This is a genomic window from Spirabiliibacterium mucosae (assembly GCF_014884965.1).
GTDB lineage: Bacteria > Pseudomonadota > Gammaproteobacteria > Enterobacterales > Pasteurellaceae > Spirabiliibacterium > Spirabiliibacterium mucosae.
The window spans coordinates 25,062-41,564 of record NZ_JABTBO010000002.1; the positions used below are offsets into that span (position 1 = coordinate 25,062).

The following is a 16,503-nucleotide window of genomic DNA, read 5'->3' on the forward strand; positions in this document are numbered from 1 at the left end:
TGCCTATTTTTGGGGGTGTTATGCTAATTCTTACGCTGTTGCACATTGCGCTGGTTTTTACCTTTACCCTGCGCATCTTGCTGCGCGACGACCTTGAGCCGAGCACGCGGCTGGCGTGGTTTGTGGTGCTGGTGATTGTGCCTTATATCGGCACCGCACTTTACCTTTTCTTTGGTGAAAACAACATCGGTCGGCGTTTTAGCACAGAGTATCGCACCCTTTTTAGCCAACTGCGCGAGCACTACCCCGCACTTATCAGCCACCAACGCCAAAGCGAGCGCGATATCCTTGAGCCCTACCGCCCCGCGTTTGCCTATGCTGCCTCAATTAACGGCTTTCACACCTTAACCGGCAATCACGCCGAACTGATGGCCGATGCCCACAGCGCGCGCGAGCGCCTTGCGCAAGACATTTTAAACGCCCAGCACAGTGTGGATATTCTCTATTACATTTGGCTCGACGACACCACTGGCCAGCGTGTGGCAGATGCAGTGGTAGCATGCGCCCAGCGCGGGGTGAAATGCCGCGTGATGGTAGACGGCCTTGGCTCGCGACTGTTTGTGCGTTCTCGTCATTGGCAAAAAATGCGCGAAGCTGGCGCTGAGCTGGCGGTGGCGTTGCCGATTAATCATCCGCTGAAAACCATCATCACCAGCCGGCTGGATTTGCGCAATCACCGCAAAATCACGCTAATCGACGGGCAAATTCTCTATTGTGGCAGCCAAAATTGCGCCGATCCTGAATTTCGGATCAAGGCAAAATTTGCCCCGTGGGTGGATATTTTGCTGCGCTTTGAAGACGATGTGGTCAAGCAGATGCAGCTGTTGTTTGAAAGCGATTGGCTGGCAGCGCGCGGTGAGGCGTTCACACCGCCGAGCCACACAGTGCCTGTTGAGCCATCACGCGCGCCTGACAGCGGCTTCCCAGCGCAGGTGATTGGCGACGGCCCAACCGAGCGCCACAACTCCAGCCCGCAGCTGTTTTCAACGCTGTTTAACTGTGCGCGAACACAGATTGTGCTCTCCACGCCCTATTTTGTGCCTGATACCATGACAATTGAAAGCCTGTGTGCCGCGGCATTGCGCGGGGTCGATGTCACGCTGATTTTCCCACGGCGCAATGACTCGTGGGTGGTTTCAGCCGCCAGTCGCAGCCACTACAAACGCTTGCTGCAATCAGGCGTGCGGATTTTTGAATTCCAAGGTGGGCTGCTGCATGCCAAAACGTTGACGATCGACACGCTTGTCAGCCTGATTGGCTCGACCAATTTGGATATGCGCAGTTTTAATTTGAATTATGAAAACAACATTTTGCTGCAAGATGCCGCCACCAGCGAGGCGATTTTTGAACGCCAGCAGGCCTATTTACAAAGTGCGGTTGAAGTGCGGCTAGAAGATGTGGCGGCGTGGCCGTTTTATCGCCGCATCTGGCAAAATGTTATCGCCACCGTCAGCCCCGTGCTGTGACCGCACTTTTACTTTTGCCAACGTTCAGCGCTGTGTTGGTCGCAATCGCGCGCTTCAATCCAGCGCTCGCCATGTGAGGTTTGCTCTTTTTTCCAAAACGGCGCGCGGGTTTTGAGGTAATCCATTATAAATTCATTGGCTTGATAGGCACTGCCACGGTGGGCGCAACTCACCCCCACCAGCACAATTTCATCGCCCGTGGCCAATGTGCCCACGCGGTGGATGACACTAACGCGATCCAGCGCCCAGCGCTGGCAGGCCAGCTCGACAATCTCACGCAGTGCCTTTTCTGTCATGCCGGGGTAATGCTCAAGGGTGAGGGTTTGCACATCGTCACCGAGGTTCATTTCGCGCACTTTGCCGACAAACATCACCACCGCACCACTTTTTGGCAAGGCCGAAAGCCAGCGGTAAACCGCACTTTGGTCAAACTCCGATTGTTGCACGCCAATCTGAATGTCGGTCATTTAGCCCCCTGTCACCGGCGGGAAAAAGGCCACCTCATCGCCGTCGGCAATTGGGCTTTCCAGCTCGCGCAGTTCTTGGTTAATCGCCACCAGCAATTTGCCCTTTTCCAGCGCTAGCGCCCATTTTGGGCCGTTGTCGCTCAGTGCTTGGCGCAGCTGCTCGGCGGTGTCAAAAGTGCGGTCAAGCGTGAGTTCATCAGTGCCGACCAGCTCACGCACTTGGGCAAAAAATTTCACTGTGATCATGCGCCCGCCTTAAATTCGCCCGACTTGCCGCCAGATTTGCTCAGCAACCGCACGTGTTCGATCACCATGTCTTTTTGCACGGCTTTGCACATGTCATAAATGGTCAAGGCGGCCACACTGGCGGCGGTCAGCGCTTCCATTTCCACGCCCGTTTTGCCACGCAAGCGGCAAAGGCTTTCAATCCGCACTTGGTTACGCTCCACAATCGGCTCAAGGCGCACTTCAACTTTGGTGAGCAGCAATGGATGACACAGCGGGATCAGTTCCCATGTGCGCTTGGCGGCTTGAATGCCCGCAATGCGCGCAGTGGCGAACACATCGCCTTTGTGATGCTCGCCGTTGATGATCATGGACAGGGTTTGTTGTGACATTGTCACAAGTGCTTCAGCCCTTGCCTCACGGGCTGTTTCAAGTTTGTCACCAACGTCAACCATATTGGCCTCGCCGTTGGCATTAATGTGGGTAAATGTTGTCATAAAAACCTTAAATCAGCCACCAATTGAGGCGAGATGCGCGCGCACGCCGCTGTCGCCTTGGTGTAAATAATGATGTTCTCGCTTGCTGCCGAGCGCTTGTTGCAAGCGCAATTTCAGCTGAGCTTGTTGGCTGTCAGCTTGCAGCAAATCACGCAGGTCAATGCCCTCTTCACCAAACAAGCACAAATGCAGCTGCCCTTTGGCTGACACGCGCAGGCGGTTGCAATCGGCGCAGAAGTTTTTGGCATACGGCATAATCAAGCCAATGCTGCCGACATAATCGGGGTGGGTGAACACTTTGGCCGGCCCGTCGGTGAGCGCTCGCTGTTGCAGCTGCCAGCCGTTTTGCTGGAGCTTTTGCATCAACACCGCGCCTGAGAGGTGATATTGCGAGAAGAAGTGGTCCATCTCGCCGGTTTGCATCAATTCAATAAAACGCATTTGAATCGGCTTGTCTTTCACCCAGCGCAAAAAGGCGTTGAAATCGCGCTCATTGAGCCCTTTCATCAGCACCGAGTTGACCTTGATTTGCGAATAACCCACCTCCAGCGCACGCTCAATGCCCGCCATCACTTGGTGGAATAAATTTTCCCCCGTGATTTGATGAAACAGTTTCGGGTCAAGGCTATCCACGCTCACATTGATGGCATCAAGGCCAGCTGCACGCCACTCATGCACTGATTTGGCCATGCGGTAGCCGTTGGTGGTCAGTGCGATGGTGTCAATCGCCGCGTTTTGGCGCACGGTGTCGATAATCGCGGTGAAATCCTTGCGCAGGGTTGGCTCGCCGCCGGTCAACCGCACTTTGCGGGTGCCAAGCTCGGCGAAGCCATTGATCACGCGGCGGATTTCATCCACGCGCAAAAACGGCGTGCGCGACGCACTTGGCTTGTAACCGTCGGGCAAGCAGTAGTTGCACTTAAAATTACACACATCGGTAATTGAAAGCCGCAGATAGTGATATTGCCGTGCATATCGGTCAACGAGCGTGCCGCCGACATCACGGATAGGGATTTGTTGCATTAAACACCTTTCTAAACACGAGCGGACAGGCCGTTTCCAGCGTATCCGGCGTAGCAAAATTGCTAACAGGCTGGCAGCCGTATTTTTCAACGTAGGCTGCTGAGCTCGGAGAATGCTTTTGATTCATTCTAAAGTGTTGTTCTGGCATACGCAATCCCTAATTAGGCGTATCGCTTAAGATGCGCGCAACAAGCCCCCTCAAAATGTGAGTGAGCACACAGATTTCACCACCGCTACTGACAAGCCTGGGTAATTTGATTAGAATGAAACAAACAATTAACCAAGCAGGCCGTTATGCACTACCCTAACCTCAACGCGCTTTCCTCTGTTGTCGCCATTGGCGGCGGGCACGGCCTTGGGCGGGTGATGGCCAGTTTAAACTTTTTAGAATCTCGCTTAACCGGCATTGTCACCACCACCGACAACGGCAGCTCCACCGGGCGCATTCGCGCGCAACAAGGCGGCATCGCGTGGGGGGATATCCGCAACTGCTTAATGCAACTCAACGACACGCCGTCGACCGCGGCGGCGATTTTTGAATACCGCTTTCAAGGCCAAGGCGAGCTTTCAGGGCACAATTTAGGCAATTTGATCTTCCGTGCGTTGGAAGATCTGCACATCCGCCCGTTTGAAAGTATTAAATTGGTGCGCAATTTCTTACGCGTAAAAGCCAACCTCATCCCCATGTCGGAGCTGCCCGTGCACATCGCTGCGCGCATGCCCACTGGGGAAACCGTGGTCGGCGAGGTGAACATTGACCAGCTCACCACCACCCCAAGCGAACTTTTTTTGCTGCCCAATGTGCCCGCCACCGATGAGGCCGTCAGCGCCGTGGCCAACGCACAACTCATTTTGCTTGGGCCGGGCAGCTTTTTCACCAGCATCATGCCGCCACTGCTCACCGCCGAGCTGGCCGAGGCCATCGCCCAAAGTGCAGCGCACATTGTGTTTATCGACAACCTCGGCGCAGAGCACAGCCCCGCAGCCAACTTGCACCTCCACGATCGTTTGTGTTGGATTGAGCAACGCATCCAACGCACCGTGCAAGGCGTCATCACCCACCCACAAGCCTGCATCCAAGGCCTTGAGGGCAAAAAAGTGATCGCCCAAACCCTCAACGACAGCGAAGTCCACTACCGCCACGACCGCACTTTGCTCTGCCAATACCTCGACGAACTCCTAACCGCACTTTGAGTTTTTAGAACTTTTAATTTTGGCTGAGATGGATTCATTGTTGGGGGATTTGTTGAGGGGATCACAGGTATCATCGTCTTGTAAAATCTGCAATTAACGTCTATCATTGATATTAGATAAAGGCGACTTTTGGGAATCTCCGCACTAGATAAGCGAGAGGTCATTTCCAAAAAGTCGCCTTTTTCAATCCCCGTGAATTTGTGATCATAATATCTTTCTCCTGGTCTTGATTAAGTTTTTAGAACTTTTGGTTATATCTCATCAAAAAAGCCTATTAATTAATCGCGACTAATTGCGCTAGCATAATCTCACTCGATGTTAGTTGTGAGGGTTTTATGAATTGGGATTATGTGGCCGGTGCTGTGCCGCAGTTTGCCAACGCGGCGCTGATTACGTTGGCGCTTTCGGGGTTGGCGATTGTGTTGTCGCTGGTCATTGGGCTTGTGTGCGCCTTGGCAATAAGCTACCGCTGGCCGGTGTTGAGCGCCTTGTGCAAAGGCTATATTGAACTATCGCGCAACACGCCGCTGTTGATTCAGCTGTTTTTCCTCTATTTTGGCTTAACTAAACTCGGCATTAGCTTAAGCGGCTTTGCCTGCGCGGTGATTGGGCTGGCGTTTTTGGGCGGTGCTTACATGGCGGAATCTTTCCGTGCGGGCATTGGCGCGGTGTCGATAAAACAAATTGAGGCGGGCAAAAGTTTAGGCTTGCGCCCATGCCAAGTGTTTTATCACGTCGTGCTGCCGCAAGCCAACGCCGTCGCGCTGCCAAGCTTGGGTGCCAATTGTTTGTTTTTAGTCAAAGAAACCTCCGTGGTCAGCGCCATTGCCGTGGGTGAGCTGATGTTTATCACCAAAGATGTGATCGGCATGGATTACAAAACCAACGAGGCGCTTTTTTTACTGGTGGTGTTTTATTTGCTGATTTTGCTGCCGCTGTCGTGGGGCATCAGCGCGCTTGAGCGCAAGCAACGGAGGGCGGCGTATGGGCATTAATGTGCTGTTTGAGGGGCAAAATTTTGCCCGTTTGCTTGACGGATTATGGCTCACCGCCAAAATCTCGTTTATCTCGGTGTTCTTTTCGCTGATTTTGGGCGTGCTGGTGGGCATTGCAATGCTGAGCCACAAGCGCTGGCTAAGGCTTGTCTGCCGCTTTTATCTCGAGCTGGTGCGCACCATGCCGCTGTTGGTGCTGCTGTTTATTGGCTATTTTGGCCTGGCGAAGTGGTTCCACGTGCAGTGGGACAATGTACAGGTATGCATTATGGTGTTTGTCTTTTGGGGCGCGGCGGAAATGGGCGATTTGGTGCGCGGGGCGTTTTCGTCAATTGAAAAGCACCAAATTGAATCGGCCTATGCTCTTGGGCTCAAGCGCGGGCAAATTATCCGCTACATCGCGCTGCCGCAAAGCATCCGCCGCATCACGCCGGGGGCGATTAACCTGTTCACGCGGATGATCAAAACCAGCTCATTGGCAATGCTAATTGGCGTGCTGGAGGTGATCAAAGTCGGCCAGCAGGTGATCGAAACCTCACTGTTGAGCTCGCAAAATACCGCACTTTGGATCTACGGCGTGATCATGGCGCTCTATTTTATCATTTGCTACCCATTAACCCAGCTTTCTTATTTTTTAGAAAAACGCTTTGCCCATGAGGACGGACTATGAGCAAACTCACATTACACAACATCCACAAATCCTTCGGCGACAAGCCGATTTTAAACGGCATTGATCTCAGCGTTGAGACCGGCGAAGTGGTCGTGATTTTAGGCCCCTCTGGCTGCGGCAAGAGCACCTTGCTGCGCTGCATCAACGGGCTTGAAACACCCAATCAAGGTGACATCACCCTCGCCCCTTTTGGCCGCTTGGGCCACGACATCCGCTGGGAGCAAGCGCGCGAGCACATTGGCATGGTGTTCCAAAGTTATGAGCTTTTTGCCCACATGAACGTGATTGACAACATTTTGCTCGGCCCAACCAAGGTGCAAAAACGCCAACGCGCGGAGGTGGAAGCCCAAGCCGATGCCCTGCTCGAGATTGTCGGGCTGAAAGCGCGCAAACTCGCCTACCCGCGCGAGCTCTCCGGCGGGCAAAAGCAGCGCATCGCAATTGTTCGCGCGCTGTGCATGAACCCTGAGATTATGCTGTTTGACGAAGTCACCGCTGCCCTTGACCCCGAAATGGTGCGCGAGGTGCTTGATGTGATTTTAACCCTCGCGCAAAAGGGCATGACCATGGTAATTGTCACCCATGAAATGGGCTTTGCCGAAAAGGTGGCCGACCGCATCGTGTTTATGGATCACGGCGAGATTTTGGAAATCGCGCCGCCGCACCAGTTTTTCAACCACCCTGAAACGCAACGTGCTCAGCACTTTTTAAATATGCTTAACTACTAAGGAGCTTAGATGAAACACTTCAAAAAACTGACCGCACTTTTTATTGGCCTTGGCGCGCTGAGTAGTGTGTTAAGTGGCTGTGATGACAACAAAGCCACCGATGCGCTGGCGCAAATCAAGCAAAATGACGTGGTGCGCATTGGCGTGTTTGGCGACAAACCACCGTTTGGCTATGTTGATAAACAAGGGCAAAACCAAGGGTTTGATGTCGAAATTGGCAAAGCGATCACCCACGATCTGCTCGGCGATGCTGCAAAAGTGCGGTTTGTGGTGGTCGAAGCCGCCAACCGCGTGGAGTACTTGCAATCGGATAAAGTCGATATTATTTTGGCGAACTTCACCCACACGCCAGCGCGGGCAGAAGTGGTGGATTTTGCCAAGCCATATATGCAAGTCGCCCTGGGCATTGTTTCGCCTAAAGACGCGCCAATTGATAGCGTTGATGCGCTGAAAGACAAAACGCTGATTGTCAACAAAGGCACGACGGCGGATACCTATTTCACCAAGCACTACCCTGACATCAAGCTGCTGAAATTTGAGCAAAACACCGAAACCTTTGAGGCGCTGCGCGACAAACGCGGTGCGGCGGTAGCTCATGACAACACCTTGCTACTGGCGTGGAGCAAAGAAAACCCAGGCTTCAGTGTGGGCGTGTCGCGCTTAGGCGAGGTGGAATACATCGCACCCGCGGTAAAAAAAGGCAACGACAAGCTGCTCAACTGGCTCAATGATGAAATCACCACACTTGCGCGCGACGGGCGCTTGCAACAAGCCTACCAAAAAACGCTGCTGCCAGTGTACGGCGATGATATTAAAGAAGATGAAATTCTTGTTGGCGAGAAATAATCACAAAGCTAAGCTTCGGCTTAGCTTTTTTAATACTTTAGAATCGAAATATCACCCATGTGACAAATTCGTCACGCTATGTTAAAATACCGTTAATTTTTCGCAGAAATGTTATTTCCACCTTAACATTCCATTGCCAAAATGTGCAAAGTGCGGTGCCAATAAAGATGGATATCCGATTGATTATTATTGCATTTTGACCGCACTTTGCTTTATTCATAACTCTGAAAATAACAAAAAAGGACATTATGAAAACGCAAACTGCTTATATTAACGGGCGTTATGTTGAACTGAAAAATAACGCAGAGACTTTTGACACCATTAATCCAGCCACCGGCGACGTGCTTGCCAAAATTCAACAAAGCGATAATGACGAAATTAATCTTGCCGTACAAAGTGCGGTCAAAGGGCAAAAAATTTGGGCGACAATGACGCCAGTTGAGCGCAGCCGTATTTTGCTCAAGGCCGTTGAGCTGCTGCGTGCGCGCAACGACGAACTCGCCGCGCTGGAAACCCAAGACACTGGCAAGCCATACTCTGAAACCGAAGCGGTGGACATTGTCACTGGTGCCGATGTGATTGAATATTACGCAGGCCTAGCCGTGGCCATTGAAGGCCGCCAAATCCCGCTGCGGGAAACCAGCTTTGTGTACACCCGCCAAGAGCCACTGGGCGTAGTGGCCGGCATCGGCGCGTGGAACTACCCTATTCAAATCGCGATGTGGAAAGCTGCGCCAGCGTTGGCGGCGGGCAATGCGATGATCTTCAAACCAAGTGAAGTCACCCCGCTGACCGCACTTAAGCTGGCTGAAATTTTCACCGAAGCTGGCCTGCCAGATGGCGTGTTCAATGTGGTGCAAGGCGACTACCGCGTCGGCCAAGCGTTGAGCGATCACCCAAATATTGCCAAAGTGTCGTTCACCGGCGGCGTGCCCACCGGCAAAAAAGTGATGGCACAGGCCTCATCGTCCACCTTGAAAGAGGTGACCATGGAGCTTGGCGGCAAATCCCCACTGATTATTTGTGATGATGCCGATTTAGACCAAGCGGCTGATATTGCAATGATGGCTAACTTTTACAGCTCAGGGCAAGTGTGCACCAACGGTACGCGCGTGTTTGTGCCAGCCAAATTGAAAGCTGAGTTTGAGCAAAAAGTGCTCGCGCGCGTGAAACGCATAAAGATTGGCGACCCAACAAATCCAGATACCAACTTTGGCCCGCTGGTGAGCTTCCCACACATGGAAAAGGTGCTTGGCTTTATCGAAAAGGGCAAAGCACAAGGCGCGACATTGCTCTGCGGTGGTGAGCGCTTAGGCGGTGAGTTTGCCAATGGCGCTTATGTGGCACCAACAGTGTTCACAGACTGCCTAGATAACATGACCATTGTGCAAGAGGAAATTTTTGGCCCCGTGATGAGCATTCTTAGCTATGAAACAGAGCAAGAGGCCATTGAGCGCGCTAATAACACCGAATACGGCCTTGCAGCCGGCGTGGTGACAAACGATCTCAAACGCGCGCACCGCATCATTGCGCAAATTGAAGCGGGCATTTGCTGGGTCAACACCTGGGGCGAATCCCCAGCGCCAATGCCAGTGGGTGGCTATAAGCAATCTGGCGTGGGGCGTGAAAACGGCATTCAAACATTGATGCATTACACCCAAACCAAATCCGTGCAAGTGGAGCTCGAACCTTTTGTCAGCGTGTTTTAAGCTGACCGCACTTTGTATTTTGGATCAACAATAACAACAAAAGGGAAACTTATGTCAACTTTTCAAGAATATGATTATATTATCATTGGCGCAGGCTCGGCGGGCAACGTGCTTGCTGCGCGCCTGACCGAAGACGCCGACGTCAGCGTGCTGCTGCTCGAAGCCGGCCACCCAGATTACCGCCTAGATTTCCGCACCCAAATGCCCGCAGCGCTGGCAATGCCATTGCAAGGGCGGATGTACAACTGGGGCTATAAAACCGATCCAGAACCGCACATGAACAATCGCCGTATGGATTGCGGCCGCGGTAAGGGCTTGGGCGGATCATCGCTTATCAACGGCATGTGCTACATTCGCGGTAACGCGCTCGATTTCGACCACTGGGCCAAAATCCCAGGCTTGGAAGACTGGACGTATCTCGACTGTTTACCATATTTCAAAAAAGCCGAACAGCGTGATGCCGGCGGCAATGACTACCACGGTGGCAACGGCCCTGTGCATGTCACCACCGCGAAAAAAGACGTTAACCCACTGTTTGAAGCCATGATTCAAGCGGGTGTGGATGCAGGTTACCCGCGCACTGATGACTTAAACGGCTATCAACAAGAGGGCTTTGGCCCGATGGATCGCTTTGTCACCCCAAATGGTCGCCGCTCATCAACAGCGCGTGGTTATCTCGACATGGCGAAGCACCGTGATCGTTTAACCATTTTGACCCAAGCGATGACCGATACCATCATTATTGAAAACAAACGTGCCAAAGGCGTGAAATTTGAGCACAAAGGCGAGAGCAAAACTGCCTACGCGAAACGTGAAGTGCTGCTGTGCGCCGGTGCTATTGCCTCCCCGCAAATTTTGCAACGCTCAGGCGTGGGCCCTGGCGAATGGTTGCGTGAAGCAGGTGTGAAAGAAATTTTAGACCTGCCAGGTGTGGGCAACAACTTGCAAGACCACCTTGAGCTTTATATGCAATATGAGTGCTTGCAGCCAGTGTCTATCTCCCCTGCCACTAACTGGTGGAACAAGCCTGCAATCGGCGCCGAGTGGCTGTTCAACGGCACAGGCTTGGGGGCAACCAACCACTTTGAAGCCGGTGGCTTCATCCGCAGTGATGAAAAATTTGAATGGCCAAATATTCAATACCACTTCTTACCGATTGCGGTACGCTATGACGGACGCAATGCCGCGAAATCCCACAGCTTCCAAGCCCACGTGGGCTCCATGCGCTCACTAAGCCGCGGGCGCATCAAGCTGCTCTCGCGTGACCCGAAAGCGCACCCAAGCATTTTGTTCAACTACATGAGCCACGAGCAAGACTGGGAAGAGTTCCGCGCGGCGATTCGCATCACCCGTGAGATTATGAACCAACCAGCACTTGACCCATACCGCGGCAAAGTGATCACCCCAACAGAGGACATCACCACTGACGCGCAGCTTGACGAATATGTGCGTAACCACGCCGAAACCGCCTACCATCCATCCTGTACTTGTGCTATGGGTGAAGGCAACGATGCGGTGGTTGACGGCCAAGGTCGCGTACATGGTATCGACGGCTTGCGTGTAGTAGATGCGTCAATCATGCCAAATATCATCACGGGTAACTTAAACGCGACCACCGTGATGTTGGCAGAGAAAATTGCCGATCGCATCCGTGGCAACACGCCATTGGCGCGCGCTAAAGTCGACTACTATGTCGCCAACGGTGCACCACTGCACGGCGAACCAAAACGGAAATAACCTCAACCGCACTTTAGGTTTTAAAGTGCGGTCAACTCACATAAACACAACAAAAGGAAAATTGTATATGCACAGTCAAACAAAGGCGACTGAGGCTGACAATGCCCAATTGTCAGTGAATAAAATTGTCTTCCTCGCCTCGGCAATTTTATCCATTGCCTTAATTCTTTTTACCATCTTGTTCCCAGAAACCAGTGGCCAGTTGCTCGACAACTCCCTGCGCTGGGTGTCTGACACCTTCGGTTGGTACTACATGCTCGTGGTGGCCGCCTACACGATTTTTGCCCTATTTGTGGGGGTGTCGCGCTACGGCGACATTAAACTTGGGCAAGATCACGACAAACCTGACTTCCCCTTCTTGGCGTGGGCGGCGATGCTGTTCTCTGCGGGTATCGGGATTGATTTGCTCTTTTTCGGTGCCTCCGAGCCGTTAGCGCACTACCTCACACCCAACATGGGCGAGGGCGGCACACCAGCGGCGGCGCGCGCGGCACTGGCGCAAACCTTTTTGCACTGGGGCTTGCACGGCTGGGGCATTTACGCCTTGATCGGCATGGCGCTGGCCTATTTTGCTTATCGCCAAAACTTGCCACTGGCGCTGCGCAGTGCGTTGGTGCCTGTGTTTGGGCAAAAACGCACCGACGGCTGGCTTGGCCACAGCGTTGATACCTTTGGTGTGGTGTGTACACTGCTGGGTATCGCCACCTCCCTTGGGATCGGCGTGCTGCAAGCCAACGCGGGGTTAACCCACGTGTTTGGCGTGGAATCCAGCAAATTTGTACAATCTGCCATCATCATCGGGGTGACCGTTGTGGCGGGGCTTTCTGCCATGTCTGGGGTGGAAAAAGGCGTGCGTCGTTTGTCTGAAATCAACATGGGCGGCGCGACCATTTTGTTGATCGCCCTGCTTGTGATGGGCCCGACTATCTTCTTGCTCAACGCATTTACTGAAAACATTGGTGACTACTTCCAAACTATCATCGCCAAAACCTTTGATGTTTATGCCTATGAAGGCGAGCACGGCGCTGAATGGAAATCGTGGTGGACTGTGTTCTTCTGGGCCTGGTGGGTTGCGTGGGCGCCGTTTGTGGGCCTGTTTATCGCGCGCATCTCGCGCGGGCGCACCTTGCGTGAATTTGTCTTCGGCGTAATGTTCATCCCACTGGGCTTTATTTTTGCGTGGTTTTCAATCTTCGGCAACAGCGCCATCGACCTTGTCAGCAACGGTGCAACCGAGCTTGGCCAAATCGCCCTTGATGACCCTGCCATGGGGATGTTTGTACTCTTTGATCAATATCCATTAGCCTCGGTCTGGGCCTCTATGGCTGTGGTGATCGGCTTGATCTTCTTCGTCACCTCAGCCGACTCCGGTGCTTTGGTGTTGGCGAACTTAAGCTCGAAAAACCTCGCCTCAGGTGCGGACGCGCCCATTTGGTTGCGTTTGTTCTGGGCGGCGGCCACTGGGCTTATCACACTTGGCTTGTTGTTTGCCGGTGGCTTTAGCTCATTGCAGGCGGTTTCGGTGGTGGCAGGTTTGCCGTTTTCCATCGTGCTGTTAATTTACATGGCTTCCATGTGGTTGAGCCTTAGCCGCGAGGGCAAAAAACGCAAAGCCAGCAACGTTGACATGGCGCCTGTGTTCCAAGGCGGCCGCACTTGGCGTGAACGTTTGGCGCGTATTGTCCACTTCCCAAGCAAGAAAACTGTACTCGGCTTTATGCACCAAAGCATTGAACCTGCGATGCAGGATGTGGCCAATGAGCTGAAAAACAAAGGCATCTTCTCACGCATTGACCGCAACGAAGACGGCTCTGAACTTGTCTTCCACGTAGTGCACGGCGATGACAGCCCAGACACCGAAGAAGATTTCATCTATGAAGTGCGGTTGATCAAAGCCATCAAGCCTGTGCTGGCACTTGGTCAGGCGGGGAATATTACCAACTCGCGTGAAGAGCACTACTACCGTGCGGAAGTGTTCCTGCGGGAAGGCAGCCAAGAGTATGACCTTGTCGGTTACAGTAAAGAGCAAATCATCACCGATATGCTCAACCAATACGAGCGTCATATGCAGTTCTTGCACCTTGACCACTAATGAAACACCAAAACGGCTCACAGGAGCCGTTTTTTTATGCCTAAATTAACTCGCCAGCTGCAACAGCTCTTTAGCGTTAGCCAGCGTGGTTTTGGTCACCGCTGAACCACCCAGCAGTTTGGAGAGTGCATAAATGCGCTGCTCATCATCAAGTGCGGTCATCTCGGTGATGGTTTCACTGTTGTGAGTGAATTTTTCCACACTGAAGTGATGATCACCAAACGCAGCCACTTGCGGCAGGTGGGTCACGCACAGCACTTGGCATTTCTGCCCTAATTGATGCAGCAATTTGCCCACCACGGTAGCAGTCGCGCCGCTGATGCCGGTGTCGATTTCATCAAAAATCAAGGTTGGGATGGCGTATTTATCCGCCGTCAAGGCCTGCAATGCCAGCGCAATGCGTGACAGCTCACCGCCAGAGGCCACTTTCGCCAACGGCTGCAAACTTTGGCCAAGGTTGGCTTGCAGCATAAAAGTTGCTTCATCAGCGCCTAAGGCGGTGACAGGTGCATCACTTAACTCAACGGCAAAACGGGCGTTTTCCATCGCCAGTGAGGCAAGCAAGGCATTGAGTTCATCGCTTAGGGCTTTCGCCCCTTCACGGCGCGCCGCCGAGAGGGTTTCGGCGTGTTGTTTCATAGCCTGTTCTGCCTGCTCAACCGCACTTTGCAATTTCGCTTCACTTTCGCTCACATCGCTTAACTGCGCTAAGGTGGCTTTCAAGTTTTCGTGTTGTGCGCACAACTGCTGCGGCTTGATTTGGTGCTTTTTCGCCAATTGCAGATATTGCGCAAGGCGGTGCTCCACCTCGGCGAGCAATTGCGGGTCTTGCTCAATGGTGGAGCTCAGTGAACTCAGCTCGCTGCTGGCCTCTTGCACCTGAATCAGCGCGTCATCTAAATACCGCTGCAAGCCAGCATATTGCTGACTGATTTGCGCCAGCTCCTCACAATGTTGGCCTGCTTTGTAGAGCATTGATTCGATATTGCTTGCCCCGTCACTGAGTAAATTCAGCGCTGATTGCGCCAGCTCTGTCATCTGCTCACTGTTGGCAAGGCAGCTTTGCTGCTCTTCTAGGCTTTCAAATTCATTTTCTTGCGGGGCAAATTCGTCAAGCTCACTGACTTGATATTCCAGCAGCTGCTTTTGCGCTGCTTGGCTTTCACGCTGTTGTTGGAATGTTTGCAGCGCCTTTTTCGCCGCCCGCCAGGCTTGAAACGCCTCATGCATTTGTGCAAGCAACCCATCGTTGTGGCAAAATGTATCCAGCAGGCTGAGTTGATAATCATTTTTCAGCAAGCGTTGCGTGCTGTGTTGGCCGTTGATTTGAATAAAATACTGCCCCAGTTCACGCAACTGCGCGGCGGGCACGGGGCAATTGTTGATAAACGCTTTTGAGCGGCCATCACTGCGCAGCACGCGGCGCAGCGTGCATTGGCTTGGCGCGTCTTCATCACACAATTCATGCTCATCAAGCCAGGCTTTCGCTTGTGGGTTGTCCGCCACACTGAAAGTAGCGCGCACATCACTGCGCTCTTGGCCGTGACGAATCATCGCGCTGTCGCAGCGCTCGCCCAAACACAGCCCAAGGGCATCAATCGCGATGGATTTCCCTGCCCCAGTTTCACCAGTGATGACACTCATACCGCACTTGAGATTAAGCTCAAGGTGGTGAACAATTGCAAATTGATTAACACTAAGATGAAGTAACATAATCACGCCTTACTGAACATTTATACAGTTAAATACAGTATATCCTGTTTTTTTATACAGTAAAGCGTTTTTTATCGTTAGAACAATTTTTTCAGCCAGCCGAGTTTGGAGCTGAGCACGTTGAAGTAGTTGTAATCGTTCAAATGCACCAAGCGCAAGGTGTCTGGGCTTTTGCGCACAATGATTTTGTCATCGGGTGAAAACAGCTCTGTCACCTGGCTGTCGCAGCTGATTTCAAGCTGGCGCTCGGTGTATTGCGCAAAGCGCAGCGAAATCACGCTGTTGCCGTCGATCACCAGCGGGCGTGAAGAGAGCGTGTGCGGGAACATCGGCACCAGGGCAATGGCGTTTAATTGCGGGGTTAAAATTGGGCCGCCGGCAGAGAGTGAATAGGCTGTGGAGCCCGTAGGAGTTGAGATAATCAAGCCATCTGAGCGTTGAGAAAAGGCAAAGCGATTGTCAATATAAACTTGAAAATCAATCATATGCGCGATTTTAGCAGGGTGAATCACCACCTCATTGAGCGCATTATTGATCGGGATCTCAACCCCATCACGCTCAATGCTCGCCTCAAGCAAAAACCGCTCTTCGATAAAATACTCACCACCTTCCAGCAAAGCATGGAGTTGAGAATAGGCATTTTTCGGATCAATATCGGTCAAAAAGCCCAAATGGCCACGGTTGATGCCGATCACCGCAATATCAAAGCGCGCCAAAATCCGTGCCTTGCCCAGCATATTGCCGTCACCGCCAATCACAATGGCTAAATCCGCCTGCTCACCAATGCGCTCAAGGCTTGCCCAATCACTGTCTGCAATCGCCAGCTCTTTGGCAATTTCTTCTTCCACCAACACACGCAGGCCACGCTCTTGCAGCCAGTGATAAATATTTTTATGCATTTGCAATGCGTTATGATTGCGCGGTCTGCCAACCAATGCAATGGTGTTAAAACGTTGTTTTGCCTGAGAATCTGCTGTGTGTTGTTGCATAGTTTTTCTTAAAGGTAAAAGTCAGCGTGCCTTGAAACCGCACTTTTTGCCACTATATTATCAAAAAGCATTTAGAATAACAGCATAATTCGGCTTCGCCCTTACGCATGGCGCGTTTTTTGGGTAGAATAGCCAGGCAACTTTAAACGGAG

At 52.4% G+C, this 16,503-nt stretch carries 15 protein-coding genes and 1 riboswitch; of the genes, 9 read left to right on the forward strand and 6 right to left on the reverse strand.

Going from position 1 to position 16,503, the window contains the following annotated elements:
- The first annotated feature begins 20 nt into the window (after positions 1-20).
- Entirely contained in the window at positions 21-1,466 is a 1,446-nt protein-coding gene (gene cls / locus HPC37_RS00955; protein ID WP_208121386.1) for a cardiolipin synthase, read from the forward strand.
- Between the two features lie 8 nt (positions 1,467-1,474).
- Here the strand turns inward: cls and moaE are convergent, their stop codons facing one another.
- From moaE to moaA, 4 genes are all read right to left on the reverse strand, one after another.
- The gene (moaE, locus tag HPC37_RS00960) at positions 1,475-1,933 is read right to left on the reverse strand and encodes a molybdopterin synthase catalytic subunit MoaE (RefSeq protein ID WP_208121387.1); all 459 of its coding nucleotides are present in this window, start codon (positions 1,931-1,933) and stop codon (positions 1,475-1,477) included.
- Positions 1,934-2,179, reverse strand: coding sequence for a molybdopterin synthase sulfur carrier subunit (moaD, locus tag HPC37_RS00965; protein ID WP_208121388.1), 246 nt, complete (start codon positions 2,177-2,179; stop codon positions 1,934-1,936).
- A complete protein-coding gene (moaC, locus tag HPC37_RS00970; RefSeq protein WP_208121389.1) occupies positions 2,176-2,655 on the reverse strand; it encodes a cyclic pyranopterin monophosphate synthase MoaC in 480 nt (159 codons plus the stop codon). The genes moaD and moaC overlap by 4 nt, the downstream gene beginning before the upstream one ends.
- A 12-nt stretch (positions 2,656-2,667) precedes the next feature.
- Positions 2,668-3,678: a GTP 3',8-cyclase MoaA gene (gene moaA, locus HPC37_RS00975; RefSeq protein WP_208121390.1), complete on the reverse strand. Its 1,011-nt coding sequence runs from the start codon at positions 3,676-3,678 to the stop codon at positions 2,668-2,670.
- A riboswitch (molybdenum cofactor riboswitch) is annotated at positions 3,667-3,801 on the reverse strand. (Overlaps the previous gene by 12 nt.)
- A 171-nt stretch (positions 3,802-3,972) precedes the next feature.
- Between moaA and yvcK the strand changes: the two genes are divergently transcribed.
- From yvcK to betT, 8 genes are all read left to right on the forward strand, one after another.
- A complete protein-coding gene (gene yvcK, locus HPC37_RS00980) occupies positions 3,973-4,872 on the forward strand; it encodes a uridine diphosphate-N-acetylglucosamine-binding protein YvcK (RefSeq protein WP_208121391.1) in 900 nt (299 codons plus the stop codon).
- 335 nt (positions 4,873-5,207) lie between these two features.
- Positions 5,208-5,867 (forward strand): amino acid ABC transporter permease, encoded by a 660-nt coding sequence (locus tag HPC37_RS00985; protein ID WP_208121392.1) that lies wholly within the window; start codon positions 5,208-5,210, stop codon positions 5,865-5,867.
- A complete protein-coding gene (locus tag HPC37_RS00990; protein WP_208121393.1) occupies positions 5,857-6,537 on the forward strand; it encodes an amino acid ABC transporter permease in 681 nt (226 codons plus the stop codon). Before HPC37_RS00985 ends, HPC37_RS00990 begins: the two co-directional genes overlap by 11 nt.
- Entirely contained in the window at positions 6,534-7,265 is a 732-nt protein-coding gene (locus HPC37_RS00995) for an amino acid ABC transporter ATP-binding protein (RefSeq protein ID WP_208121394.1), read from the forward strand. The genes HPC37_RS00990 and HPC37_RS00995 overlap by 4 nt, the downstream gene beginning before the upstream one ends.
- 9 nt (positions 7,266-7,274) lie before the next feature.
- A complete protein-coding gene (locus HPC37_RS01000) occupies positions 7,275-8,111 on the forward strand; it encodes a cysteine ABC transporter substrate-binding protein (RefSeq protein WP_208121395.1) in 837 nt (278 codons plus the stop codon).
- Positions 8,112-8,359: 248 nt separating this feature from the next.
- A complete protein-coding gene (betB, locus tag HPC37_RS01005) occupies positions 8,360-9,820 on the forward strand; it encodes a betaine-aldehyde dehydrogenase (RefSeq protein ID WP_208121396.1) in 1,461 nt (486 codons plus the stop codon).
- Between the two features lie 51 nt (positions 9,821-9,871).
- A complete protein-coding gene (gene betA / locus HPC37_RS01010) occupies positions 9,872-11,557 on the forward strand; it encodes a choline dehydrogenase (protein ID WP_208121397.1) in 1,686 nt (561 codons plus the stop codon).
- A 67-nt stretch (positions 11,558-11,624) separates the two neighbouring features.
- Complete coding sequence (betT, locus tag HPC37_RS01015) at positions 11,625-13,649, forward strand: choline BCCT transporter BetT (RefSeq protein WP_208121398.1); 2,025 nt, start codon at positions 11,625-11,627, stop codon at positions 13,647-13,649.
- A gap of 45 nt (positions 13,650-13,694) precedes the next feature.
- Here the strand turns inward: betT and recN are convergent, their stop codons facing one another.
- Complete coding sequence (gene recN / locus HPC37_RS01020) at positions 13,695-15,362, reverse strand: DNA repair protein RecN (protein WP_208121399.1); 1,668 nt, start codon at positions 15,360-15,362, stop codon at positions 13,695-13,697.
- 77 nt (positions 15,363-15,439) lie between these two features.
- Positions 15,440-16,351, reverse strand: coding sequence for an NAD(+) kinase (locus HPC37_RS01025; RefSeq protein ID WP_208121400.1), 912 nt, complete (start codon positions 16,349-16,351; stop codon positions 15,440-15,442).
- Positions 16,352-16,503: the final 152 nt, after the last annotated feature.

Excerpts from the sequence above, each read along its gene's own strand:
- HPC37_RS00990 (WP_208121393.1), top strand. The coding sequence starts at position 5,857 with ATGGGCATTAATGTGCTGTTTGAGGGGCAAAATTTTGCCCGTTTGCTT.
- betT (WP_208121398.1), top strand. The coding sequence starts at position 11,625 with ATGCACAGTCAAACAAAGGCGACTGAGGCTGACAATGCCCAATTGTCA.
- yvcK (WP_208121391.1), top strand. The coding sequence starts at position 3,973 with ATGCACTACCCTAACCTCAACGCGCTTTCCTCTGTTGTCGCCATTGGC.
- moaC (WP_208121389.1), bottom strand. The coding sequence starts at position 2,655 with ATGACAACATTTACCCACATTAATGCCAACGGCGAGGCCAATATGGTT.
- moaD (WP_208121388.1), bottom strand. The coding sequence starts at position 2,179 with ATGATCACAGTGAAATTTTTTGCCCAAGTGCGTGAGCTGGTCGGCACT.
- cls (WP_208121386.1), top strand. The coding sequence starts at position 21 with ATGCTAATTCTTACGCTGTTGCACATTGCGCTGGTTTTTACCTTTACC.
- moaE (WP_208121387.1), bottom strand. The coding sequence starts at position 1,933 with ATGACCGACATTCAGATTGGCGTGCAACAATCGGAGTTTGACCAAAGT.
- recN (WP_208121399.1), bottom strand. The coding sequence starts at position 15,362 with ATGTTACTTCATCTTAGTGTTAATCAATTTGCAATTGTTCACCACCTT.
- HPC37_RS01025 (WP_208121400.1), bottom strand. The coding sequence starts at position 16,351 with ATGCAACAACACACAGCAGATTCTCAGGCAAAACAACGTTTTAACACC.
- HPC37_RS00985 (WP_208121392.1), top strand. The coding sequence starts at position 5,208 with ATGAATTGGGATTATGTGGCCGGTGCTGTGCCGCAGTTTGCCAACGCG.
- HPC37_RS01000 (WP_208121395.1), top strand. The coding sequence starts at position 7,275 with ATGAAACACTTCAAAAAACTGACCGCACTTTTTATTGGCCTTGGCGCG.
- betA (WP_208121397.1), top strand. The coding sequence starts at position 9,872 with ATGTCAACTTTTCAAGAATATGATTATATTATCATTGGCGCAGGCTCG.
- betB (WP_208121396.1), top strand. The coding sequence starts at position 8,360 with ATGAAAACGCAAACTGCTTATATTAACGGGCGTTATGTTGAACTGAAA.
- HPC37_RS00995 (WP_208121394.1), top strand. The coding sequence starts at position 6,534 with ATGAGCAAACTCACATTACACAACATCCACAAATCCTTCGGCGACAAG.
- moaA (WP_208121390.1), bottom strand. The coding sequence starts at position 3,678 with ATGCAACAAATCCCTATCCGTGATGTCGGCGGCACGCTCGTTGACCGA.